Origin of the sequence: Nonomuraea rhodomycinica, assembly GCF_013363995.1 — a bacterium.
GTDB classification, from domain to species: Bacteria; Actinomycetota; Actinomycetes; order Streptosporangiales; family Streptosporangiaceae; genus Nonomuraea; species Nonomuraea rhodomycinica.
This window is the reverse complement of the sequence record NZ_JABWGO010000002.1, coordinates 912385-935542: the sequence shown is the minus strand read 5'-3', so window position 1 is coordinate 935542 and position 23158 is coordinate 912385. Positions and strand designations below refer to the sequence as shown.

The following is a 23158-nucleotide window of genomic DNA, read 5'->3' as shown; positions in this document are numbered from 1 at the left end:
GTTGGTGCACAATTACGGCCCCGACCGTAACTCCGTGATCAGGATTGGTCAATGGCGTGATCACCCGTTCACCGTGAACGGACGAGCGGCCGGAGAGCGGACACGCTCCGGCGAGGCGGGGGAGGCAAACGAATTGTCGGTGGCTCATGGCACGCTGAGCCGATGCCCATGAAGATCTCAGGCTTCGATGAGCACACGGTCCGGGTGAACGGTCTCGACCTTCATGTCGCCTCTGGCGGAGAGGGGCCGCCGCTGCTGTTGCTGCACGGCTTCCCCCAGACCCATCTGGCCTGGCGGCACGTCGCTCCGGCGTTGGCCGGCCGCTTCCGCGTCATCTGCCCGGACCTGCCCGGCTACGGGGCCAGCGCCAAGCCGGAGGGCGGCCACGAGCAGTACGCCAAGCGGGTCACCGCGGCGACCATGGTGGCGCTGATGCGACAGCTCGGCCACGAGCGGTTCGGCCTGGTCGGCCATGACCGCGGGGCGCTGGTCGCCTTCCGCGCCGCGTTGGACCATCCCGACGACGTCGATCACCTCGGCGTGATCGACGTCATTCCCACCGTCGACATGTGGGAGTCGCTGGCCGGCGTGGGCGGCGTCTTCGGTTTCCATCTGTACTTCCTCGCCCAGCTCGACGACCTGCCCGAACGGATGATCGGCGCCGACCCCGACACGTTCTTCGGGCACTTCCTCGACACCTGGGCCGAGGCCGGCACGTTCGACGCCGAGGTCCGGGAGGCGTACCTGGCCGCCACGCGCGACCCGGCGACGATCCACGCCATCTGCCAGGACTACCGGGCCAGCGCCTTCGCCGACGCGGCCCACGACGACGAGGACCGGCGGGCCGGCCGGCGCGTCAAGGTTCCCACCCTGGCGATCTGGCAGGACCCCGGCGATCTGGTGCTGCCGTTCGACCCGTCGGCGGTGTGGCACGGCTGGGCGAGCGACGTCCGCACGCTGACGCTTCCCGGCGGGCACTTCCTGCCGGAGACCCAGCCCGACGCCGTCACCGCGGCGATCAGCTCCTTGATCGGCTGACCTCCCGGAGCGACCACGACGCACATATGTATGCGTTTCGAGTGGCACGCGAGCGTGAACGACGGCGACCTGGAGCGGTCGGCGCGGGCGGTCAGCGACAGCCTGATGGCCGTGGAGGAGGACGCCACCTGGCCCGGGAGCAAGGCCCCGACGCGTTCGTCCGGCACTGGGCACGCCGGCCGCCGGTCGGCGACCCCATGGTCGCCGGCCACGGCCGGCTCGTGCTCGTCACCGAGGCCGTTCACTCGCTGACGCGGCGAGGGGTCGCGGCGACCGTCAATGCCGTCGCCCACGGGATGGGCATCGACCACCGTTCCCACGGGTTGGACGCGTGACCGACGCCCTCACGGCACCGGCGTCCACCGGCGACGGTCGGTCAGCAACCGTCGATCGAGCGGTCAGCAGCCGTCGATGGAGCAGGCGAGGCCGCGCCCCAGGAGGTCCGCCTCCTTCGCCTCGGCGCCGTCGATGGCCTCGCGCAGCGCGTCGGCCTTCGGCATGCCCTCGATCCTGACGTCTCCCACCAGCAGCGTGGGGACGACGGCGATCCGGTACGCCGCCGCCTCGGCGAGCGCGGCGGCGTGCGCCTCCGCGTAGCTCCCCTGTTCCAGGGCGGCGCGGAAGTCGGCGGCGGGGAGCGCGAGCTCGGCCGCGAGCCGTTCCAGGACGTCGAGGTCGCCGATGTCGGCGCCGTCCTCGAAGAAGGCGCGCAGCAGGCGGTCGTTGTAGGCGTCGGCCAGGCCGCGCTCCTTGGCGAACTGGTATCCCTCGAAGGCCAGACGGGTGTACGGCTGCGGTGACACGTCGGGCAGCCGGATCTCCACGCCCATCCTCCTGGCCATGGGATACACCACCCGCGACCACACGCCGCGCAGGTAGTCGCCTTCGGGGCGGAGCGTGGGTGTGGGCTCCGGCCGCAGCTCGAAGGGCATCCACTCCACGGTGACGTCGCGTCCGGCGACCGCCTCGGCGATCGGCTGCCTGGCCAGCAGGCAGAACGGGCAGACGTAGTCGGACCAGATCTTGATCTGTACGGTCATGAGGACTCCTGTCGGCGGGCGAGCCAGGCGCGGAACGGCTCGTGCGCGTTCTCGACGGGCAGGTGCAGAGGAGACAGCCGCCACTGCTCGACGGGGACGGCGAACACGTCGTAGGAGGAGACGTAGTCGAATCCGGCGGCGGCGGCCGCGTTCCGGTCGGCGGCGAAGACGATCCGGCCGATGCCCGACCACAGTGCGGTGACGTAGCACAGCGGGCAGGGCTCGCCCGAGGCGATCAGGGTCGTCCCCGCGAGGGCGTGGGGTCCGTGCCTGCGTGCGGCGTCGCGCAGGGCGACGATCTCGGCGTGGGCGGTGGGGTCCCGGTGGGCCCTGACCCGGTTGACGCCGGATCCGAGCACGGTTCCCGCGCCGTCCACGACGAGTCCGGAGAACGGGATCCCGCCGGACTCCACCTCGGCGAGAGCCAGGGCGACGGCCCGGTCGAGGCGGTCGGTCAGCCAGGCGGGTCGGTCGACGTTCGGCATCGTGGCTCAGAACCCCGCGGCGACCTTGAGGAGCACCACGCCACCGATGATCGCGGCGAACGAGGCGAGCTTGGCGGCGGTGATCTTCTCCTTGTAGATGAGGGCGCCGAGGACCACGGTGCCGATGGACCCGATGCCGGTCCAGATGGTGTAGCCGACGCCGACGTCCAGCGTCTTCAGCGCCAGGCCGAGGGTGAAGATGCCGCCGGCGGCCGACAGCAGGGTGAAGACCGAGGGCCACAGCCGGGTGAAACCCTGGGTGGCGTTGGTCCCGAGCGCGAAGCCGATCTCGAAGACGATCGCGATGGAGAGATAGATCCAGGCCATGATGACGTTCCTTCGGCAGTAGGCGGGTGAGGGTCAGGAGGCGGACGGCTCGGCGGCGGACAGGCGGTCGGCGAGCTTGAGCCCCAGGACGCCGCCGATGATCAGGACGAAGGCCACGGCCTTCCACACGGTGAGCTCCTCGCCGAAGACGACCGAGCCGAGCAGCACGGTGCCGACCGAGCCGATGCCGGTCCAGACGGTGTAGCCGACGCCGACGTCCAGCGTCTTCAGCGCCTGGCTCAGGAAGAAGATCCCGCCGGCCGCCGCCGCGGCGGTGAGCAGGGACGGCCCCAACCGGGTGAAGCCCTCGGTGGCGTTGGTGGCCAGGGCGAAGACGACTTCGAAGACGGCCGCGACGAGCAGATGAATCCAAGCCATGCCAGAGCTCCTTTATTTGCATGTATATGCAAGCAGTTTGGTGACGGACAGAAGCTTGCATGTACATGTATCCTCTTGTCAATCCGGCATCCAGCACGGGCCGGGACCGCCACAGGAGGAGGCCCTCATGGGTTCGACAGCTTCCGCCCCGACCTCGCTCGCCGCACCGTCGGCCGTCTCCAGCGCGTGGAACCACGTCCTGCTGCTGCACTCCCGCGTGGAGAACATCCTCGCCACCACCCTCCAGCGGCGGCACGGCATCGGCCTGTCGGAGTACCGCGCGCTCGGCCATCTGGCCGCCTCCCCCACCGGTGAGCTGCGCATGCAGGAGCTGGCCGACAAGCTCGGGCTCAACCAGAGCTCGGTCACCCGCCTGGTGGCCCGGCTGAACGCGGCTGACTACACGTACCGGGACCTGTGCCCGGACGACAAGCGCGGCGTCTACACCGTCATCACCGAGGCGGGCAGAGCACGGCATGCCGAGGCGAGTCTCACCTACGAGGCGACGCTCGCGGACGCACTGGAGGAGGCGGGTCAGGCGGACCCACGGCTGACCACGGCGCTCGCGGCCCTGGGATGGCCCGGCAAGTGACCTGCGGCGGCACAGTGCGGGCGCGCGGCCGGCGCCACTCGCCCGTAGGCCCAGGTCCCGGCCGGCCGGGACGGGACCTAGACCGATCGGCGCAGCGACGGCAGGGCTTTGTGCCGATGCCGGCGCCGCCGAGGTTCCCTAGGCTCTGGCTGTGACTTCCACCCCTGTTGAACAGACCCGCCGGATCGGCTCGTCGCCGGCCGGTCGCATCAGCGTCCGCCCGCGCCGGGCCGTCGCCCGCGACCTCGGCCCGGACGCACCGGCTCTCCGAGGCCGCGGCATCGCGTACGAGGCCATCGCGTACGAGGGCATCGCGTACGAGGGCATCGCGCATGAGGAGGCCGGACAGTGAGGGCGGGCACCGCGGTCGTGCTCGGACCCGGCGGACCGGTCGGCACGGCGTGGCTGGCCGGGCTGGCGGCGGGACTCCGGCGGGAGGGCGTGGACCTGGGGGCGGCCGACCTGATCGTGGGGACGTCGGCCGGCGCCATCGTGGGGGCGATCCTGGCCGGTGGAGGAGACCTCGAACGGCTCGCCGCGCTTCCCGCGCCGACCGGCCCCGGAGCCGGCACTCGGCCCGACCCGCAGAGACTCGCGGAGGTGTTCGCGACACTCGGCGACAGCGGGCTCGCACGCACCGAGGCCCTGCGGCGCGTCGGCCGGCTGGCGCTCACCGCCTCGACCGGCGACGAGGGCGCCGCCATCGCCCGCATGCGGTCCCTGGTCGGCGCGGCGGAATGGCCGGAGCGACCGCTCCTGATCCCGGCGGTGGACGCCGAGACGGGCGAGGCGGTGGTCTGGGACCGGCACGGCTCCGCGTCGCTGCCCGAGGCCGTGGCGGCCAGCACCGCGTTCCCCGCGACCGCGCCGCCGATCACCGTCGACGGGCGGCGTTACATCGACGGCGCGCTCAGGAACGGCGCCAACCTCGATCTGGCCGCCGACGCGCGCGTGCTGATCGTGGCTGAGCCGATGGCGCACCTGCACCCCGCGAACGGGGTGGCGGCCGGCGAGGGAGGAACGGTCGTACGGCTGGCGCCGGACGCCGCGGCGATCGAGGCGTTCGGCCCGGACCTGAGCGACCGTACCGCCTGGGGACCCGCGTACCAGGCGGGCGTCAGGCAGGCTCCGGACGCCGCCGAGGCCCTGAGGAAGCACATCGTGTGACCGGACCCGTCCGGGCCCGCGGATGGCGGGCATCGTCCCGGCCGGGACCGCGCGAGGCCGCGTCCGGGGCATTACCGTGGAGGGCAGAGAGGGGAGTACCCCGCCAACAGCATCGTCGTCAGCACGGCGAGCCCCCAGGGCGCGCCCGGTGATGCGACCCTGATCGTTCCCGAGCGCGAGCTCGGTGGTGCTCGGGGTGGGAGAGACCTCCGGCTTATCGGCACGCCTGCCGTAAGCCGGAGGTCTCCTCTGTGCCGACGACAGAGGAGACGCCCGGCTGAGGCAGGCCGACGCGAAGGGCTCTCCTCTCCGATGCACCGGGCCGCCTCGCGAGCCGGGCGTGTGCCGCGTTCAGCTCGTCATCCGCGGCCGCGCGTCCCGGGTGGCGCGAGGCCGTCGAAGACGATGACGAGCATCCGGTCGCGCACCTCCTCCGCGAGGTGAGCCTGTGCCGAGGCCCGTGAGGTGGCGACGAGCAAGGCGTACACCTCGGGCAGATCGACGTCGGCCCGGACGGCGCCGGCGCGTTGGGCGTGCCGCAGCAGGACGCCGACCGCCCGGCGCAGTCCGGCTGACGCCTGAGCGGCGTCGCCGCCGTCGCCGCCGGCTTCGAGCAGGGCCTCGCCTATGGCGATCTTGCCGGCCGCGTCGGCGACGAGGTGGCGGAAGAAGTCGAAGAACGCCGCACCCGGGTCCGCGGCGTCGCCCAGCGTTTCGGCCTGCTCGCGCAGGCGGTGGAACCGCTGCGCGAGCACGGCCTCCAGCAGCGCCGCCTTGGTGGGGAAATGACGGAAGACCGTGGCGATGCCGACGTTGGCCAGGCGGGCCACGTCCTCGGTGGAGGCGGACGGCCCGCCCTTGCCGAAGACCTCCTCGGCGACGGTCAGGATCCGCTCGCGGTTGGTGCGCGCGTCAGCGCGTCGCGGCTGCCGGCCGCCCGTCTCTCGGTTACCTGGGGTGCTCATCGCGCTTTCACTCGTGGGTCGCTATCCGAAGTCACGACTCCGTATAATCGGAGTCCGCACTTCGGATAGTACGTCGACACCGCCGCGCGCCGACGCGGACGACAGGAGAGTGCCATGACCCACGTCCTCAGCCCCCGAGAGGTCTTCCTCGCGCTCGTGAACGGTGTCGCGGAGGGCCGTTGGAACGAACTGCCCGAGCTGTACGCGGAACAGACCCATGTCGTGCACCCGTTCCACCCGCTTCGCGCCGCCGCGCTCCGCACCCGCGACGAGCTGCGCGAGCACTTCAGGCCGACCGACGCCGGCCCCCGGCTGCGGCGCCGGGCCACCAACATCACGATCCACGAGACGACCGACCCCGAGGTCATCGTCGCCGAGTTCGAGTACCAGGGCACCGTCGAGGAGACCGGGGAGCCCTTCACGCTGCCCGGCATCTTCGTGCTCCGGGTGCGCGACGGCGAGATCGTCAGCTCCCGTGACTACTTCGACCACGTCACCTCCGCCCGGGTTCGCGGGCAGTTCGACGCGCTGGTCACGGCCGTGCGGGAGGGCGGCGCCGCCGCCCCGGCCTAGCCGACGACGGGGGCGGCCCCTGCCGCCGTCGGTCCCGCGGGCCGGCAGCCCACGCGGCGGTACCTGCCGGGGGCCATGCCGTACTCACGCTTGAAGGCGTTGGCGAAGGCGAACTCCGAGCCGTAGCCGACCGCGGCGGCGACCTCGCTCAGCGCGGCGTCGGAGTCGCGCAGCATGCGCGCGGCCGTGCCCAGCCGCCACCAGGTCAGATAGGTCAGCGGCGGCTGCCCGACCAACTGGGTGAACCGGCGCGAGAACGCCGCGCGGGACAGCCCGCCGCGGCGGCCCAGCGACTCCACCGTCCACGGGTGGGCCGGGTCGCGGTGGATGCCGTCGAGCGCGGCGCTGACGGCCGGGTCGGCCAGCGCGGCGGCCCAGCCGCCGGCCGCGCAGTGCTCCGCCGAGACGTCGAACCAGGCACGCAGGATGTACAGCAGCAGCATGTCCAGCAGCGCCGACACCACCATGTCGGCGCCCGGCCGCGGGGCCTCGATCTCCTTGCCGAGCAGCTCCACGGCGGCGCGCAGCTCGGCGTTGCGCCCCAGCCGGGCGGGCAGGTGGATCATCTCGGGCAGCCCGCTGAGCAGGGGATGGGCTCGGCCGGGGTCGAGCCGGTAACCGCCGCAGAGCATCACGGTGACAGGCCCCACGCCCTCGATGGAGGCCGAGGAGAACAGCTCGGCGTCGGCATGGGGATCACAGTCGGGTGCCGCGATGGGGGTGGTGGGCGAGTCGGCCAGCGCGTAGCCGTGCCCGTGGGGGAAGAACAGCACGTCGCCCGGCCCGACCGGGATCGGCTCCCCCTCCGACGGGATCGCCCAGCACGAGCCCTGCAGCACCACCTGGAATCCCGCCGAGCCGGGCACCGACGGGAACCGCTGCCCCCACGACGCCGGCCACTCGACCCGCGCCGAGCGCGGCACGCCCATGCGCATGAAGGCGATCACGTCACTCAGCACGTCCACGCTCGGAGTCTAACCCGAGAGACGATCGCGTATGAATAGCAGGACAGCAGCGCATTGAACGCCTCACCTCAGGCTCCTACGTTTGACGGCATGACAAGAGTCCTGGTGAGCGGGGCGACCGGCACGATCGGCCGCCCTCTGGTGAACGCACTCGCGGACGCGGGCGCCGACGTGCGCACGGTGACGAGGGAGCTGACCGACCCGGTCAGGCTGGCGGCGGCCCTCGACGGTGTCGACGCGATGTTCCTGCTGTGGCCGTTCGCCTCGGCCGAGGGCGCCCGCGAGGTGCTGGAACTGGTCGGAGCGAGGCGGGTGGTCTACCTGTCCTCGGCCGCCGCCCGCCCGCACGAGGTGGAGATCGAGCGCCTGATCGCGGGTACGGCCCGGGAGTGGACGGTGCTGCGCCCGCACGCGTTCGCGGCCAACACCTTGCGCTGGGCCGATCAGGTCCGCACGGGCGTCGTGCGGCAGCCGTACGGTGACACGGTCCTCTCCCCCGTCCACGAGCGGGACGTCGCAGCTGTCGCGGTGCGCGCGCTGCTCGACGGAGGGCACCACGGCGCGGTCCACACGCTGACCGGACCCCGGCCACTGACCCGGCGGGAGCAGGCGCGGGTGATCGGCGCCGCGATCGGCCGCCCGGTGCGCTGGGAGGAGGAGCCTGTGGAAGAGGCCAGGTCACGGCTGCTCGGGCTGGGATGGCCCGAGCCGGCCGTGGACGGGATGCTGCGCGGTCTGGCGGAGCCCGGCCCGGCGACCGGGACCGTGGAGGAGGTCACCGGAGCGCCCGCGCGCACGTTCGAGACGTGGGCGAGCGAGCACGCCGCCGACTTCCTCGGCACCATGCGGGCCGCCCGCATCCACGAGTACGGCGACGCCTCGGTGATCTCGCTGGACGAGGTGCCGGTGCCGAGGCCCGGCCCGGACGAGGTGCTCATCAGGGTGGCCGCGACGTCGTTCAACCCGTCGGAGGTCGGGCTGCGGATGGGCCTGCTGCGGGACGTGCTCGGGGTCACGCTGCCGCACACCCTCGGCTGGGACGTCGCGGGCACCGTGGTCACCGGGGCGGGTGAGTTCGCCCCGGGCGACCGGGTGATCGGGCTCGTCGACGGGGCGGCGGCCGAGTACGCGGTCGCGAAGGCGAGCATGCTGGCCAGGGCGCCGGAGCGGATCCCGCTGGCGGACGCGGCCGCCGTGCCGGTGGCGGGGCTCACCGCGTGGCAGGCGATGTTCGAGCACGCCCGCATCCGCCGGGGCAGCCGGGTACTGATCAACGGGGCCGGCGGCGGCGTCGGGCTGTTCGCCGTGCAACTGGCCAAGCACGCGGGCGCGTACGTGGTGGCGACCGCCGGCCCGCGCAGCGCCGCCGCCGTGCGGGCGCGGGGCGCCGACGAGATCGTGGACTACACCACCACTCCCCTGCCGGGCGGCAACGACGTGCTGATCAACCTGGTGGCCGGCGTGCCGGCCTCGGTGGCGGAGCTGGCCGAGGAGTTCGTCTCGATCACCCAGCCGATCGAGCATCCGCGTGCCGTCCGGTTCGTGGCCCGCAACGACCCGGGCCAGCTCGCCGAGCTCGTGGCGCTGATCGACAAGGGTGTGGTGGACGTCGAGGCGGACGCCCGCCCGCTGGAGTCCCTGGCAGACCTGCACCGCGCCGCCGAGCGCGGCGCCCTCCGCGGAAAGGTCGTCCTGACGGTGGAACACTGATCAGGACGGGGATCGTCGCCGGGCACAGGGGCGGGCGGTGCGCTATGTCGCCGCCGGTGCCGAGAGGCGGGCGGTGAGGTCGGCGGCACCGGCTCCGCTCAGCTGTGGCAGCGCGGCGAGGCGGCCGGCGCACACCAGCAGGAGCGCGCTCATCGGAGCCCGGACCTCCGGCCCCTCGCCGGCGGACCAGGACACGTCGGTGGCGGTCAGCCGGAACCCGGCCAGCTTCCGGGCCGAGGGAAGCGGCGGCGGCCAGCGCATGGACAGCATTCGGCCGGCCGCGACGGCCGCGGCCTCCGGCGGCATGTCGTGGCGGCGGCCGAGGGGGACGGCTATGTCCTGTCCGTGGACGAGGACGTCGGTCAGCGTCTCCAGGTGGGTGACGCCGATGTTGTGGCGTCGTGAACCGACCATGCCGCGGATCTCGCCGATGATCTGATCGGTCGACCGGGCCGCGGCGCGAGCGCAGGCCATGTGGTGGATGGTCCGGTCGAGGCTGCCGCGCCACCCGGCCATGACGCCGATCATGTCGGCGAGGCCGAGCTGCTGCAGCGTCAGGTGCGCCGCGACGTCGCGGACGGTCCAGCCCGGGCACAGCGACGGCCGGCGCCACTCGTCGTCCGACAGGTCCTCCAGCAGGCCGGCCAGGCTCGTCCGCTGCGCGTCGATGACCTGCCAGACCCGGTCGCGGTCCATGCCGGCCGGGACGCTCGGCCGTCTGCCGCTCATGTCGCCACCTCCGTGGTGTGCGGGCGCACGACGCTCGTGACGAGCGCCACGAGTTGTTCGGACGGATCGAACTCCGGATCAGGAACGGCCAGCTGGTGCAGGACGAGTCCGGTCCAGTAGTTCATGATCAGAGGCGCGTGGCGCGCGGGATCGCCGGAGCCGGCGCCGCGCAGCCAGTTCATGAACCAGGCGTTGACCCGCGCCCCGGTGTCCAGCAACTGCGCCCTGAGCGACGGGCGGATGCCGGCCTCGACCAGGATGGCGTACCTGGCCAGGGTCAGCGTCCGGTTGGGGCCGGCGGCGTCCTGGGCGAAGACGGCGAGCGCCTGGGCCAGCTCCCGCGGCGTGGTGGGACACACCTTGACCGCGATGTCCTCCCAGTTGGCGCGCTCACGGACGGCGAACCGCCGCACCACGGCGTCGAGGAGGAGATCGCGGGTGCGGAAGTGGTTGGAGGTCGAACCGGCCGGGAGCCCCGCGGCGGCGTCGACGGCGCGATGGGTCAGCCCGTGGATGCCGCGCTCGCCGAGTACGGAGATCGCGGCGTCGAGAAGGTCGTCGCGTCTGTTCGCCACACATCCAGACTACGATGGTAGTGCCTATCACTACAATAGTTGTCATCAATACAACGATCGTAGTCCCGCTGGATCGCCACGCGCCGCGACCCCGGCGGCGTAAGGTCTCGGGTGTGGACACCACAGCCCCGGCACCCCGCGTCCTCGTGATCGGCCTCGACCCGTATCGCGTCCCCGGGTCCTGGGACCCGAAGCCGGTGGCCGACGCGATCGAGGTCGGCATCGCCCGGTTCGCCGAGCACGGCGTCGGCGTCGAGACCTGCCTGTTCGGCCTCGACGGCAGCGACGACGTGGAGACGACCGTCACCCGTGCCCTGCGCGCGCGGCCCTGGGAATGCGTCGTCATCGGCGGCGGCGTGCGGAAAGCCGACGATCAGGTTGAGCTGTTCGAGCAGGTCGTCAACCTGGTCCGACGGCACGCTCCCGGCGCGGCGATCGCGTTCAACAGCACCCCGACGGACACCTTCGACGCCGCCGCCCGCTGGATCGACACTCCCGGACCGACGAGCACCGGCTGACCAGCGCGGCACCTGACCGGACGTCCGGCTTCAAGCCGGCGGTGTCAAACCTTGGGCACATCACTGGAGGAGACGGCCCCGAGATGTTCACGGGCCTCTCTCACCTTCGGCACATTCCGCCATGGAGCCGTCCCGCGCATGATTTCCTGAACCGCTGACTCACTCGCCATGCGATCAGCAGCGAGCCCCGCGTCGGCGGCCCCCCATCGCCGTCGACACGCGTTCGGCTCGTCCTGTGGCCGGGAAGCGGCAACTTCCGGGATCCCGAATCAGAGATCCGGACCGGCAAGCGGTCGGTGGAGAAGTACGGCGACAAGTGGGAGATCATGCCACTGTACGTCGGCGTCGCGGCTTGGCGGAGGCACCACCTGGCCTCCGGCGAACACCAGGAGGGTGGGCGCTGCTCGGTCGTCGGGTTCCATTGCGCCGACCTGGACGAAAGGCCCACCAGGCAGGTCCATGTCGGGGAGGCCCTTGCCACTGAAGGCTCCTGTGAGCGGCTCCGGTTCAGCAGATCAGTCGGGGGCTGACAACGACTGTTCATAGACAGTGCGAGGGCGACGCTCGGGGGTGCAGGGGGCCGGGAGGCCCCTTGCCAAGGGGGTGTGGGGGAGCTGGGCTCCCCCACTGTCACAGCCCGAGCCCGGTCGCGCGAAGCGCGGTCTCTTGCGAGGACCTTGCCTTTCGAGAGCCGGTCCTACTTTCGAGAGCCGGTCCTAGTCGTCGCCCTCGACGCGCATCACGCTGGCCACCGCGCGGACGATGTCCAGGTCGCGCAGCGCCTTCATCGTGGCCGTCAGGGCAGCGTCCGTCGCCCGGTGGGTGACGATGACGAGCTGGGCGTCGTCGCCGTGGCCCTCCTGGCGTACGGTCTGGATGGAGACGTCGTGGGCCGCGAACAGCTCCGCGACGCGCGCCAGCACGCCCGGCTTGTCGGCGACGTCCAGGGCCACGTGGCAGCGGGTGACCGTGTCGCCCATCGGGTGGACGCTGAGCGAGGCGTAGGTGGACTCCTCCGGCCCGCGCGTGCCGGCCAGGCGGTTGCGGGCCACGGCCACCAGGTCGCCGAGCACGGCGGAGGCCGTCGGCGCGCCACCCGCGCCCTTGCCGTAGAACATGAGCTGGCCGGCGGACTCCGCCTCCACGAACACCGCGTTGTACGCCTCGCGCACCCCCGCCAGCGGGTGGGTCCGCGGGATCATCGCCGGGTGGACGCGCACGCCGACGGAGCGGCCGTCGTCGGAGCGGGCGCAGATGGCCAGCAGCTTGATGACGTAGCCCATGGCCTTGGCCGAGGCGACGTCGGTGGCGGTGATCTCGGTGATGCCCTCGCGGTGCACGTCGGCGGCCGTGACGCGGCTGTGGAAGGCGAGCCCGGCCAGGATGGCGGCCTTGGCGGCGGCGTCGAAGCCCTCGACGTCGGCCGTGGGGTCGGCCTCGGCGTAGCCGAGCGTCTGGGCCTCCTCCAGGGCGTCGGTGAAGGACGCGCCCGTGGAGTCCATCTTGTCGAGGATGTAGTTGGTGGTGCCGTTGACGATGCCGAGCACGCGCCGCACCCGGTCGCCGGCCAGCGACTCGCGCAGCGGGCGCAGCAGCGGGATGGCGCCGGCGACGCTGGCCTCGAAGTACAGGTCGCCGTTGCCGGCGCGGGCCGCCTCGTGCAGGGTGGCGCCGTCCTCGGCGAGCAGCGCCTTGTTGGCGGTGACCACGGACTTGCCGCGGTTGAGCGCCGCCACGATGAGCGAGCGGGCCGGCTCGATGCCGCCGATCACCTCGACGACGATGTCGATGTCGTCGCGGGTGACCAGCGCCTCGGCGTCGGTGGTGAGCAGCTCGGGGGCGACGTCGACGTCGCGCTTGCGGCCCAGGCGGCGCACGGCGACCCCGGCCAGCTCCAGCGGGGCGCCGACGCGGGCGGCCAGGTCGCCGTCCTGCTCGTGCAGCAGGCGGATGACCTGGGAGCCGACGACGCCGCAGCCCAGCAGAGCGACTTTCAGCGGTTTCACCGCTGCTCCCTCGGCTTTCACAGCTGCCCCCTCAACAGGTCGTCCTCGGTCTCGCCCCGCACGATCACGCGGGCCGCGCCGTCGGCGACGGCGACCACGGCGGGCCTGGGCAGGTAGTTGTAGTTGCTGGCCAGCGAGCGGCAGTAGGCGCCGGTCGCGGCGACGGCCAGCAGGTCGCCCGGCGCGAGGTCGGACGGCAGGAAGCAGTCGCGGACGACGATGTCACCGCTCTCGCAGTGCTTGCCGACGACGCGGCTGAGCATGGGTTCGGCCGTGCTGGCGCGGCTGGCGAGGGTGACCGTGTACTCGGCGCCGTACAGGGCGGTGCGGACGTTGTCGCTCATGCCGCCGTCGATGCTGACGTACGTGCGCAGGCCCTCGACGTCCTTGACGGTGCCGACCTCGTAGAGGGTGACGCCGCCGGGGCCGACGATGGCGCGGCCCGGCTCGACCGTGAGGCGGGGCACGGGCAGGCCGGCGTCCTCGCACACCTTGGTGACGATCTCGCGCAGGCCGTCGGCGATCTCCTTGACGTCGGGGGCCTCGTCGTCCTCGACGTACGCGATGCCGTAGCCGCCGCCGAGGTCGAGCTCGGGCAGGACCACGCCGTGCTCGTCCTTGATCTGCACGAGCAGGCCGGCCAGGCGGCGGGCGGCCACCTCGAACCCGGCCGTGTCGACGATCTGCGAACCGATGTGCGAGTGCAGGCCGACGAGCTCCAGGGACGGCAGCGCGAGGATGCGGCGCACGGCCTCGGCGGCGGCGCCGGCGTTCAGCGACAGGCCGAACTTCTGGTCGTCGTGGGCCGTGGCGATGAACTCGTGGGTGTGGGCCTCGACGCCCGTGGTGACGCGGATCATCACCTTGGGCCGCTTGCCGTGCTGCTCGGCCAGGTATCCGAGCCGGGCGATCTCCTCGAAGGAGTCGACCACGATGCGGCCGACGCCCACCTCCAGGGCGCGGGTCAGCTCGGCGACGGACTTGTTGTTGCCGTGCATCGTGATGCGCTCGGGCGGGAAGTCCACGCTGAGCGCCACGGCCAGCTCGCCGCCGCTGGCCACGTCGAGGCCGAGGCCCTCGTCGTGCAGCCAGCGGACGATCTCCCTGCACAGGAACGCCTTGCCGGCGTAGTGGACGTCGGAGCCGGCGAACGCGGTGACGTAGTCGCGCATGCGCGCGCGCACGTCGTGCTCGTCCAGGACGAACAGCGGCGTGCCGTGCTCGCGGGCGAGGTCGCGGACGTCGACATGACCGATCGTGAGCGTGCCGTCGGTCCGCCCGGACGTTCGCGGCCAGATCGCGGGGTTGATCCGGTTGAGGTCGGCGGGCGGGAGCGGCGGGCGCTCGTGCGGCAGCATCTCGGCGTGCCGGTCCCCTGCGGGATGGGCGAATCGACTCACCCGATCGAGGCTATCGGAACAGTCCAGCCCCCAGGACCCGCTGACCACGTATCGAGACGCGATCACCCCCCAGAAGGGAAAATTTTACGATTTTTCGTTGCTTGGCCGAATATCTTGTAATCGCGGTGGAATGACGGACCCTGTCACAGGCGGTCCGGACCCGGCAGGACGCCCTCCACCGCCCGCGCCAGCCGCACGCGCGCCGTGTGCAGCGGCGACGGCTCCTCGTCGCCCACCGGCAGGGCCGGCGCCAGCTCGTACGCGTCGTGGTAGGCCATCGCCAGCCGCACCGCGTACGCCGTCCACGCGCTCCTCGCCCCCTCGCCCCGGGCCGGCCGCCCGGGCGGCTCGGGGTCCTTGGCCAGCCGGCCGGGCAGCTCGGCGAGGACCCGCAGCACCGCCCGGTCACGCGGATCGGCCAGCAGCTCCGGCCGGAAGCCCGCCTCCGGCACCCCGAGGTCGCGCGCCCGGCGGCGCACCGCCACGGCCCGCGCGTGGCCGTAACGCACGGCGAAGCCGGGGTTGTCCCAGGTGCGCGGGAAGTCGGGCCACGGGTCGGGCAGGGACAGCGGCCCGACCGTCTCGACCAGCCGCCCGGGCACCTCGACGACGATGCGCAGGAACCCGTTCGGCCGCTCCTCCACGGCCGCCACCCCTTCGACGGCGCGCACCCGCGCGGCCAGCCCGGCGGCGGGCACGCCCAGCCTGCGGGCGGCGGCCGACAGGTAGGCGGCCTCGCGCTCCCAGGAGCCCTCGGGGGCCGGCGCCTCCCCGAGCACCTCGGCGAGCCGCTGCTCAGGCGTCATGTCCCAAGCCTAGGAACGGGGCGGCTCAGATGAGCGCGTGCGGCTCGGCCGAGCCGTACTCGACCAGGTGGGCGGCGCCCAGCAGCCAGCGGTCCTCGTCGCGCACCCGGACGTACCCGAACCGGTCGGCCGAGAAGACCTTGACCCCGTCGGCCCGGCACTGCCGCATGAGCACGTCGTCCCAGCCGTCCGTGAGATCGGCGAAGCCGAGCTGGCGCAGGGTGTTGCGGCGGGCCAGCAGCGTGGCGCCGGCCACCTCCGGCAGGTAGGTGTACTCGGCCTCGGGCTGCTTGAGCAGCGTGGCCTGCGGCTTGCGCAGGTGGGTGTAGTAGGCGGCCTTGCCGACGATGTCGGCCGTGCTGAACAGGAACGCGCGGCGCAGGTCGGCGAGGTAGTGGGTGCCGTAGACGTCGCGCGGGTCCATGACGCCCACGAGGTCGGCCTCGCACAGGTCGAGGCCGCGCCCGAGCATGGCCCCCGCCGACAGCGACGGGTCGAGGTGGCGGAAGACGACCTCGACGTCGGGCACGACGTCGGCGGCGCGCTGCTCGGCCTCGGGCGGTCCGAACACGATGAGCTGCGCCGGCCGCACCGACTGCCGGGCCACCTGGGCGAGCGCGTGCTCCATCAGGAAGCGGTCGAGGATCGGCAGCAGCAGCGAGACCTCCAGGGTGGCCCGGGCGCTGGGCAGGCCGATCCGCTCCAGCAGGTCGTCGATCCGCTCGGTCATGGTGCCGCCGTCGTAGGCGCGGCGCAGGGCGACGTGGGCGCGGCGGGTGTCGGCCTCGTCGCCGATGGGGGTGCCGCAGGCGGCGATCTCCGCCAGCCGCCACGGCGGGGTGCCGGGCGGGCAGTCCACGGCGGCGGGCCAGCGGTAGGAGGTGAGCACGTCGGGGTAGGCCAGGTGGCCGGGCAGGAGCTGCTCCAGGGTGAGCACCCGGTCGATGCGCCCGCCGGACAGCGGGATGGGGTTGTGCACCCGCGGCTGGACGCCGAAGGACAGGCGGGGCCAGCCGGTGGCGGGGTCGGCGCTGAAGCGGTGCTCGAACAGCGCGGCGGCGGCCCGGTACGGGGCCACGTCGCCGCCCGTGTGCCAGAACACCGTGCGGATGCCCCGCTCGGCGCACCAGCCGAGCAGCGCCCGCAGGCCCTCGCCGGGCTCGCCGGTGATCTCCTCCGCCCACGGGCCGCCCTTGACCGACTCGACGACGAGCAGGTGCGGCACCTCCTGCGGGAGGACGCGGGCGAAGTCGCGCGGGGTGAAGCCGGTCGTCTGCCGCCACTCGTAGCGCAGCAGCGCCTCCGCGTGCGGGTCGGCGATCACCGCGGCGGTGAGGTGGGGGCGGGTGTTGGGCCCGGTCGGTATCCGGTACGGCTTGAGCTTGAAGGAGTGGCCGCCGAGCGTGCGGGTGGAGGTGGTGGCCTGGTAGGCGGCGCCGGGCCGCTCGTCCTTGGCCCGCTGGACGGCGACCGGCCGGCGCTTGGGCGCGGTGGGCCGCTTGACCGGCTTGGCCGCGCCCTTGAGGCCCTTGGCCAGCAGGACGGGGTTGCTCCTGCCGCTCTTAATGGCGTCGCCGAGGCGGTTCCAGCGGGCGACCTTGATGGAGGAGAGCTTCCAGTTGGCCACCTCGGCCTGGTAGCGCTGCTCGGCGAGCTCCTTGCGCAGCTTCTCGGCGGCGGCCCGCTCGTCGGCCAGCAGCTCCTCGGCCTCGGCCAGCCGGTCGGCCAGCGCCTTGACCTCCTCGGCGCTCCGCTCCGCCTCGGCCAGGCGGGCCTGGGCCGCGTCGAGCAGGCGGGCCAGCTCGGCCGCGTGCTCCGCCTGGGCGATCGCGTCACGCAGCGCGCGCCTCGTGCTCTCCAGCTCAGTGCTCACCAGACCTCCGTTTGCCAGCCGGGCAAAGGATACTCTTCTGCGGAAGCGTCTCGAAGGGATGAGATCCGGTGCAGTTCAACGTGCGGCCCTACGTCTGCGGCGCTCTCGGCCGGATCGACCCCGTCGTGCTGGGCAAGCTCACGGGGGCCGGGCCGCGGGTGCGGCCGGCCCTGCAGGCGGACGGGGCCGCGCTGTTCAGCTCGGCGCCACTGCCGCCGTACCACCGCGGAGAGGGCTCCTTCGCGTTCGCCTGGGGCGAGCGCAGGCCGTCCGGCGCGCCCGAGGGCGGCTGGATGGCGGTGGCGGAGACGTACGAGACGCCGGGCATGATCGGCGCGGGCGAGCGGGTCACACTGCACGCCGGGGCGCTGGGCCTGGTCGACGTCTACTACGTGCGGCTGGGCGAGGCCGTCTACTTCTCGTCGCTGATCCAGCCGCTGCTGGCGCTGGTGCCGGTGGAGATCGACTGGGAGGCGTGGGCGTCGATCATCCAGGTGACGTTCCCGCTGGGCGAGGCCACGCCGTTCGCGGGGGTCAGGCGGCTGCCCGGGTCGAGCGCGCTGGTCTGGGACCAGGGGCGGCTGGCCACGGAGCGGCGGCTGCCGCGCTGGCTGCGCGGCGAGCCGTACGAGACGTGGATCAGCGCCGGCGAGCTGCTGGAGATCCTGCACGAGGTCTACCGGGACTACGAGGGCCGCAGGCTGCTCGTGCCGGTCAGCGGCGGCTACGACTCGCGGCTGCTGTGCGCGGTGGCCGTGGCGCGCGGCGCCGACGTGGAGTCGTGGACGACCAGCCCGGACGACGGCACCGACACCGACATCGCGTTCGCCCGGGCGATCACGCGTGAGCTGCGCGTCCCGCACCGGGTGATCACGCAGGACGCCGCCTCCTATCCCGGCGACGCCCGCGAGGTGGCGCGCCGGCTGGAGTACCTGACGCCGCACCACGCCTGGTACGCGCCGTTCGCCAAGGAGGTCCACGGGGCCGGGCGGATGCTGATCGACGGGCTGGCGGGCGGCCCCCTGCTGAAGAACTTCATGGTCAGCGGCGCCGCGCTGGAGGCGACGTCGCAGGCCGAGCGCTCGGCCGCGGTGCTGCGCTCGCTGAGCCTGGGCGAGCCGTCGCGGCCGTTCCTGTCGCAGCGGGCGCACGAGTGGATCGAGGAGACGGTCCGGGAGCAGTTCGCCGCCGCCACCTCGATGCTCCACGGGCACCGGGCCGAGCTGCCGCTGTCGGTGCTGCACACGCGCACCGTGCGCGGCATCGCCCGCTCGGCGGTCAACCTGGTGGGGCCGGAGGCGTCGTTCGCGGCCCCGTTCATCCATCCCGACTTCTTCGACGCGGCGCTGTCGGTGGGCGTGTCCCGCAAGGACAAGGGCCGTTTCTACCGGGAGCTGCTGCACGCGGCCAACCCGCGCGTGGCGGCGCTGCCGTCCACGAACGTGGTCAAGCAGCCGCTGCGGCGGGTCCCGCTGCGTTCCACGGCCGCCCCCGCGCGGGCCTACGCGCACCAGATGCTGCAGACGGTCGCCGAGCGGGTGCCGGCGCTGCTGTCGGAGGAGCTGCACGAGGTGGTGTGGGGCGGCCCCGACGCGCTCACGCGCTTCGGCGGGTGGAACGACAGGTTCTGGGTGCGCGGCCTGGTGCTGCTGGGCCTCTGGCTGAACGACTTCGAGAACGATCTCGGCGAGCTGGCGCCGCCTTTCTAGTCGCCACCTTTCCTGATGAACGCCCGGTAACAGGACGATTACATCTCGATCTCCAGGGGTAGAACGAGATCACAGCACAACCGGGTTCCGGAAAGCCAAGGGGCTGGTAGTGTTCGGCCCGTAAGCGCCGCACAAGCGGGCACCGGATCACAAATCCGGGCCCGTCGAGGGCATGGGGTTCGCAGGGATGACGTCCCCAGGCGGCGCGGTCACCTATGACAACGCCGGGGAACCGGTGACTCCGTCCTGCCCACATCTCCTTCTGTGAGCGACACATGATCAACGCATCCCCATCGCCGGAGCCGATCGCCGAGACCTTCGTCTCGGAGGATCCTCTCTGGTACAAGCGGGCGGTGTTCTACGAGGTTCTCGTCCGGGGGTTCAAGGACTCCAACGGCGACGGCACAGGCGACCTGCGCGGTCTCGTCGAGAAGCTGGACTATCTCGAATGGCTCGGCGTGGACTGCCTGTGGCTGCTCCCGCTGTACGAGTCGCCGCTGCGCGACGGCGGCTACGACATCTCGGACTACATGAAGATCCTCCCCGACTTCGGGGACCTGGGTGACTTCGTGCAGCTCATCGAGTCGGCGCACGAGCGCGGCCTGCGCATCATCACCGACCTGGTGATGAACCACACAAGTGATCGGCACCCGTGGTTCCAGGCGTCCCGGCACGACCCCGAGGGTCCGTACGGCGACTTCTACGTCTGGTCCGACGAGCCGACCGGCTACCCCGACGCGCCGATCATCTTCATCGGGGCCGAGGAGTCCAACTGGACCTACGACCCGGTGCGCAAGCAGTACTACTGGCACCGCTTCTTCCACCACCAGCCGGACCTCAACTACGACAACCCGGCGGTGCAGGAGGCCATGCTGGAGGTGCTGAGGTTCTGGCTGGACCTCGGCATCGACGGCTTCCGCCTGGACGCCGTGCCGTACCTGTTCGAGCGCGAGGGCACCGCCTGCTCCGGCCTGCCGGAGACGCACGCGTACCTGAAGAAGGTCCGCGCCGAGGTCGATCGCCTCTACCCGGACCGGGTGCTGCTGGCCGAGGCCAACGGCTGGCCCGAGGACGTCGTCGAGTACTTCGGCGACCCCACCACGGGCGGCGACGAGTGCCACATGGCCTTCCACTTCCCGCTGATGCCGCGCATCTACATGGCGGTCAAGAAGCAGACGCGCGAGCCGATCTCCGAGATCATGTCGCGCACGCCGAAGCTGCCCGACAAGGCGCAGTGGGGCATCTTCCTCCGCAACCACGACGAGCTGACGCTCGAGACGGTGACGGAGGAGGAGCGCGACTACATGCACGCCGAGTACGCCAAGGACCCGCGCATGCGGGCCTACCTCGGCATCCGCCGCCGCCTCGCGCCGCTGCTCGACAACGACCGTGACCGCATCGAGCTGTTCACGGCGCTGCTGCTGAGCCTGCCGGGCTCGCCGGTCATGTACTACGGCGACGAGATCGGCATGGGCGACAACATCTGGCTGGAGGACCGCGACGCGGTCCGCACCCCGATGCAGTGGAGCCCCGACCGCAACGCCGGGTTCTCCACGGCCGACCCCGGCCGCCTCTACCTGCCCGCCGTCATGGACCCGATCTACGGCTACCAGGCGGTCAACGTCGAGGCCCAGCAGCGCAACCCCAGCTCGCTGCTGCACTTCACGCGCAGCATGCTGGAGATCCGCCGCGACCACCCGGTGTTCGGCACCGGCTCCTACACCGAGATGTGGTCGTCCAACACGTGCGTGCTCACGTTCGTCCGCGAGGAGGGCGAGGACGTGATGCTGTGCGTGAACAACCTGTCGAAGTTCCCCCAGCCGGTGGAGCTCGACCTGCGCCGCTTCGCCGGGCTGACGCCGGTGGAGGCGCGGGGCGGGGTGCCGTTCCCCGTGATCGGCGAGGCCCCGTACACGCTCACCCTGCCGGGCCACGGCTTCTACTGGTTCGCGCTGAAGTAACCGGCGCGGCGAGGAGGGGACAGGTGCCGGTCACCGCGAGGTGACCGGCACCTGCGCGCGTGCGGCCCGCCGGGCGGGGATGAGCGCCACCGCGAGCGAGGCCCCCACCGCCACGAGCACGGCCAGCGTCATCGTCAGCGCCGACGGGGTACGGCCGATGCCGGCCCCCACCCCGCTCGTGTGCCCCTGCAGGTCGATCAGGCCCGTCACCATCGACACCCCGGCCGCCGCGCCCACGGCCACGCCCACGACGACGAGCAGGCCGGTGCCCGTGACGAGCGTGGCCATGACCTGCCGGGGCGTCAGCCCCATGGCCTTGAGCACGGCCAGGTCGAAGGCGTGGTCGCGCAGGCCCAGAGCGCTGGCCGTGAGCAGGTTGGCCAGGCCGATGAGCGCCAGCACGACGATCAGGGCCACGATCACCACCCGGATCACCGAGAGCCGGTCGGCCGGGTTGACCACCCGCTGCACGTCGAGGCTCTCCCCCGACGCGGCCAGCAGCCGGGCCCGCACCTCGCCCGGGTCGGCGCCGGGGCGCAGCGCCAGCGCGTAGTACTCCGGCGGCACCGCGTCCTTGGCGGCCAGGCTGTCGAGCCCCACCGACAGCACCTCGCCGTCCAGGTCCGGCTCGACGGCGCGGCCGACGATGCGCACGATGAGCGGCGAGCCGCCCACGGTGAGCCGCACGCGGTCGCCGATCCGCACGCCCAGCAGGTCGAGCAGCCCCTGCCCGGCCAGGGCCTCGCCGGGTCTGGCGAACATGCGGCCCTCGACCACGGGGAACGGGTACGGCGTGGTGGTGCTGCCGAGCGCCCGCACGCGTACGGAGCGGGCCTCGCCGGGCGCCAGGGCGTTGACGTCGGTGCCCGGGTAGACGGCGCGCACCCCGGGGTCGCGGGCGGCGATGCGCGCGGCCTGCGCCGAGTCCAGCTTGCCGGGGCGGACGTACAGGGAGGCGTGCTGGCCGACCTGCTCGGGATGGCTGAGGAAGTTGTCGAGCGTGGACCACACGCCCAGCCCGATCGTGATCATCATCATCGGCACGGCCAGTCCGAACGCGGTCAGGAACGCGGGCAGCCGCCGGGTGAAGGCGTCGCGGGTGCCGAGGACCAGGGCCGGCGGCAGCCGGACGAGCAGGGCCAGGCGGGCCAGGCGCGACAGGTGGCCGCGCGGCGGGGCGGCCGGGACGTCCGGGATGGGCGGCGTGCGCCCGCCGCGCCAGGCGGGCAGCCCCACGGCGGCCAGCACGACGAGCGCGGTGCCGCCGACGATGGCCAGCACCGGCATGGGGGCGACGGAGGTGGTGCCGAGCACGGCGACGGTGCCCGCCCAGCCGGTCACGGCGCCGAGCGCGATGCCGAGCAGGGCGAGCGCCCCGTGCTCGGCGAGCAGCAGCAGCGTCACCTGGCCCCCGGTGAAGCCCATGGACTTGAGCGTGGCCAGGTCGCGCAGCTGGCCGAGCACCCGGCCGCCGGCCGCGTTGGCCAGGGCGAGCGCGGCGGCGACCATGCCGACCACGCCGAACAGCGCGAGCAGCGTGCCGAGCAGCCGGTTGTCGAGCTCCATGGCCGCCCGCACCTCGCGCCAGGTGTAGACACGCTGGAGCTGGTCCTCCAGCATGACGACGACGCGCTGCGAGACGATCTGCGCGGCCTCCTGGTCGGACAGGCGCAGCCCGGTCACCCACTCGCTGCGGCCGAGCATCGGCTCGATCCGGTCCAGCATGGGCGGCAGCACCCAGGCCAGGCCGGGCGTCCACTCGGGGTAGAAGCCCTGGTCGGCCGAGTCGGCGATGCCGCGCACGTACAGGGTGTGGCGCTCGCCGCTGAGCGCGATGACCGTGAACGACGAGCCGGGCCGCAGGCGCAGCGCGGTCGCGAACGAGCGCTCGACGACGGCGCCGTCGAGCTGGGACGCGTCGAGCCAGCGGCCCTCGGTGACGACGGGCCGGGCGACCTGCGGCGCCTGCGAGGGCAGCGCGCGCAGCCCCGCGGGCTCCTTCTTGCCGCCGAGCGCGACAGTGACGGGCGCCGAGCGGTAGGGCCCGGCGACGCTGGTGACGCCGTCGATGGCGCCGACCTCGTCCGGCGGGCGGTCCTTGGTGTAGAGCCACACGTGGGCGCCGTTGGTCTGGGCGAACAGGCTGCGCCACGGGTTGGTGCCGTCCTCCAGGAGGGTGACGGCGGCGATGAGGGCGGCCACGATGCCGGCCACGAGCAGCACGGTCAGGACCGCCTGCCCCTTCCTGGCCCGCAGGTCGGCCGCGATCCACCGCCTCCCGGCCCGCACGGTGCTCATGCCGGTGCTCATCACGCGCGCTTCCGGGTGCTCGGCGCGGGCT

At 72.7% G+C, this 23158-nt stretch carries 23 protein-coding genes; 10 read left to right on the top strand and 13 right to left on the bottom strand.

Annotated features, from left to right (window positions below; translation table 11 throughout):
* Nucleotides 1-162 precede the first annotated feature (162 nt).
* Nucleotides 163-1038, top strand: coding sequence for an alpha/beta fold hydrolase (locus HT134_RS15245; protein WP_175600974.1), 876 nt, complete (start codon nt 163-165; stop codon nt 1036-1038).
* Between the two features lie 41 nt (nt 1039-1079).
* Entirely contained in the window at nt 1080-1373 is a 294-nt protein-coding gene (locus tag HT134_RS15240; protein ID WP_175600973.1) for a hypothetical protein, read from the top strand.
* A 63-nt stretch (nt 1374-1436) separates the two neighbouring features.
* On the opposite strand, the gene HT134_RS15235 is transcribed toward HT134_RS15240, so the two are convergent.
* The 4 genes from HT134_RS15235 to HT134_RS15220 are packed head-to-tail and all read right to left on the bottom strand — an operon-like array spanning nt 1437 to nt 3268.
* Nucleotides 1437-2078 (bottom strand): DsbA family oxidoreductase, encoded by a 642-nt coding sequence (locus HT134_RS15235; protein WP_175600972.1) that lies wholly within the window; start codon nt 2076-2078, stop codon nt 1437-1439.
* Complete coding sequence (locus HT134_RS15230; RefSeq protein WP_175600971.1) at nt 2075-2563, bottom strand: nucleoside deaminase; 489 nt, start codon at nt 2561-2563, stop codon at nt 2075-2077. The genes HT134_RS15235 and HT134_RS15230 overlap by 4 nt, the downstream gene beginning before the upstream one ends.
* A gap of 6 nt (nt 2564-2569) precedes the next feature.
* A complete protein-coding gene (locus tag HT134_RS15225; protein WP_175600970.1) occupies nt 2570-2890 on the bottom strand; it encodes a DMT family transporter in 321 nt (106 codons plus the stop codon).
* 33 nt (nt 2891-2923) lie between these two features.
* On the bottom strand, nt 2924-3268 hold the full coding sequence (locus HT134_RS15220) for a DMT family transporter (RefSeq protein WP_175600969.1): 345 nt from the start codon (nt 3266-3268) through the stop codon (nt 2924-2926).
* 127 nt (nt 3269-3395) lie between these two features.
* On the opposite strand from HT134_RS15220, the gene HT134_RS15215 reads away from it, so the two are divergent.
* From HT134_RS15215 to HT134_RS15205, 3 genes are all read left to right on the top strand, one after another.
* Entirely contained in the window at nt 3396-3860 is a 465-nt protein-coding gene (locus HT134_RS15215; RefSeq protein ID WP_175600968.1) for a MarR family winged helix-turn-helix transcriptional regulator, read from the top strand.
* A gap of 151 nt (nt 3861-4011) precedes the next feature.
* On the top strand, nt 4012-4212 hold the full coding sequence (locus tag HT134_RS15210) for a hypothetical protein (RefSeq protein WP_175600967.1): 201 nt from the start codon (nt 4012-4014) through the stop codon (nt 4210-4212).
* Entirely contained in the window at nt 4209-5027 is an 819-nt protein-coding gene (locus HT134_RS15205; protein ID WP_175600966.1) for a patatin-like phospholipase family protein, read from the top strand. Before HT134_RS15210 ends, HT134_RS15205 begins: the two co-directional genes overlap by 4 nt.
* A 359-nt stretch (nt 5028-5386) precedes the next feature.
* On the opposite strand, the gene HT134_RS15200 is transcribed toward HT134_RS15205, so the two are convergent.
* Nucleotides 5387-5992 carry a TetR/AcrR family transcriptional regulator gene (locus tag HT134_RS15200; protein WP_175600965.1) on the bottom strand — a complete coding sequence of 202 codons (606 nt, stop codon included), beginning with the start codon at nt 5990-5992 and terminating at the stop codon, nt 5387-5389.
* Nucleotides 5993-6106: 114 nt separating this feature from the next.
* On the opposite strand from HT134_RS15200, the gene HT134_RS15195 reads away from it, so the two are divergent.
* Nucleotides 6107-6565: a nuclear transport factor 2 family protein gene (locus HT134_RS15195; RefSeq protein WP_175600964.1), complete on the top strand. Its 459-nt coding sequence runs from the start codon at nt 6107-6109 to the stop codon at nt 6563-6565.
* Here the strand turns inward: HT134_RS15195 and HT134_RS15190 are convergent.
* The gene (locus tag HT134_RS15190; RefSeq protein ID WP_175600963.1) at nt 6562-7530 is read right to left on the bottom strand and encodes an AraC family transcriptional regulator; all 969 of its coding nucleotides are present in this window, start codon (nt 7528-7530) and stop codon (nt 6562-6564) included. The genes HT134_RS15195 and HT134_RS15190 overlap by 4 nt on opposite strands.
* Nucleotides 7531-7620: 90 nt before the next feature.
* On the opposite strand from HT134_RS15190, the gene HT134_RS45615 reads away from it, so the two are divergent.
* Nucleotides 7621-9240, top strand: coding sequence for an alcohol dehydrogenase catalytic domain-containing protein (locus HT134_RS45615; RefSeq protein WP_246364393.1), 1620 nt, complete (start codon nt 7621-7623; stop codon nt 9238-9240).
* 42 nt (nt 9241-9282) lie between these two features.
* Here the strand turns inward: HT134_RS45615 and HT134_RS15180 are convergent, their stop codons facing one another.
* Nucleotides 9283-9969 carry a maleylpyruvate isomerase family mycothiol-dependent enzyme gene (locus HT134_RS15180; RefSeq protein ID WP_217707824.1) on the bottom strand — a complete coding sequence of 229 codons (687 nt, stop codon included), beginning with the start codon at nt 9967-9969 and terminating at the stop codon, nt 9283-9285.
* Nucleotides 9966-10544, bottom strand: a complete 579-nt coding sequence (locus HT134_RS47635; RefSeq protein WP_175600962.1) for a TetR/AcrR family transcriptional regulator — start codon at nt 10542-10544, stop codon at nt 9966-9968. The genes HT134_RS15180 and HT134_RS47635 overlap by 4 nt, the downstream gene beginning before the upstream one ends.
* A 113-nt stretch (nt 10545-10657) precedes the next feature.
* Between HT134_RS47635 and HT134_RS15170 the strand changes: the two genes are divergently transcribed.
* Nucleotides 10658-11062, top strand: a complete 405-nt coding sequence (locus HT134_RS15170) for a hypothetical protein (protein ID WP_175600961.1) — start codon at nt 10658-10660, stop codon at nt 11060-11062.
* Nucleotides 11063-11778: 716 nt separating this feature from the next.
* Here the strand turns inward: HT134_RS15170 and HT134_RS15165 are convergent.
* The 4 genes from HT134_RS15165 to HT134_RS15150 form a co-directional block, all read right to left on the bottom strand.
* Entirely contained in the window at nt 11779-13068 is a 1290-nt protein-coding gene (locus HT134_RS15165) for a homoserine dehydrogenase (RefSeq protein ID WP_312888134.1), read from the bottom strand.
* Nucleotides 13069-13085: 17 nt separating this feature from the next.
* A complete protein-coding gene (gene lysA, locus HT134_RS15160; RefSeq protein ID WP_175600960.1) occupies nt 13086-14468 on the bottom strand; it encodes a diaminopimelate decarboxylase in 1383 nt (460 codons plus the stop codon).
* 143 nt (nt 14469-14611) lie between these two features.
* A complete protein-coding gene (locus HT134_RS15155; protein WP_175600959.1) occupies nt 14612-15274 on the bottom strand; it encodes a DALR anticodon-binding domain-containing protein in 663 nt (220 codons plus the stop codon).
* A 25-nt stretch (nt 15275-15299) separates the two neighbouring features.
* On the bottom strand, nt 15300-17147 hold the full coding sequence (locus HT134_RS15150; RefSeq protein ID WP_312888133.1) for a hypothetical protein: 1848 nt from the start codon (nt 17145-17147) through the stop codon (nt 15300-15302).
* A gap of 68 nt (nt 17148-17215) precedes the next feature.
* Between HT134_RS15150 and HT134_RS15145 the strand changes: the two genes are divergently transcribed.
* Entirely contained in the window at nt 17216-18856 is a 1641-nt protein-coding gene (locus HT134_RS15145) for an asparagine synthetase B family protein (protein WP_175600958.1), read from the top strand.
* A gap of 275 nt (nt 18857-19131) precedes the next feature.
* A complete protein-coding gene (gene treS, locus HT134_RS15140) occupies nt 19132-20817 on the top strand; it encodes a maltose alpha-D-glucosyltransferase (protein WP_175600957.1) in 1686 nt (561 codons plus the stop codon).
* A 30-nt stretch (nt 20818-20847) separates the two neighbouring features.
* Here treS and HT134_RS15135 read toward each other — a convergent pair whose 3' ends face one another.
* Nucleotides 20848-23115, bottom strand: a complete 2268-nt coding sequence (locus HT134_RS15135) for an ABC transporter permease (protein WP_175600956.1) — start codon at nt 23113-23115, stop codon at nt 20848-20850.
* Nucleotides 23116-23158: the final 43 nt, after the last annotated feature.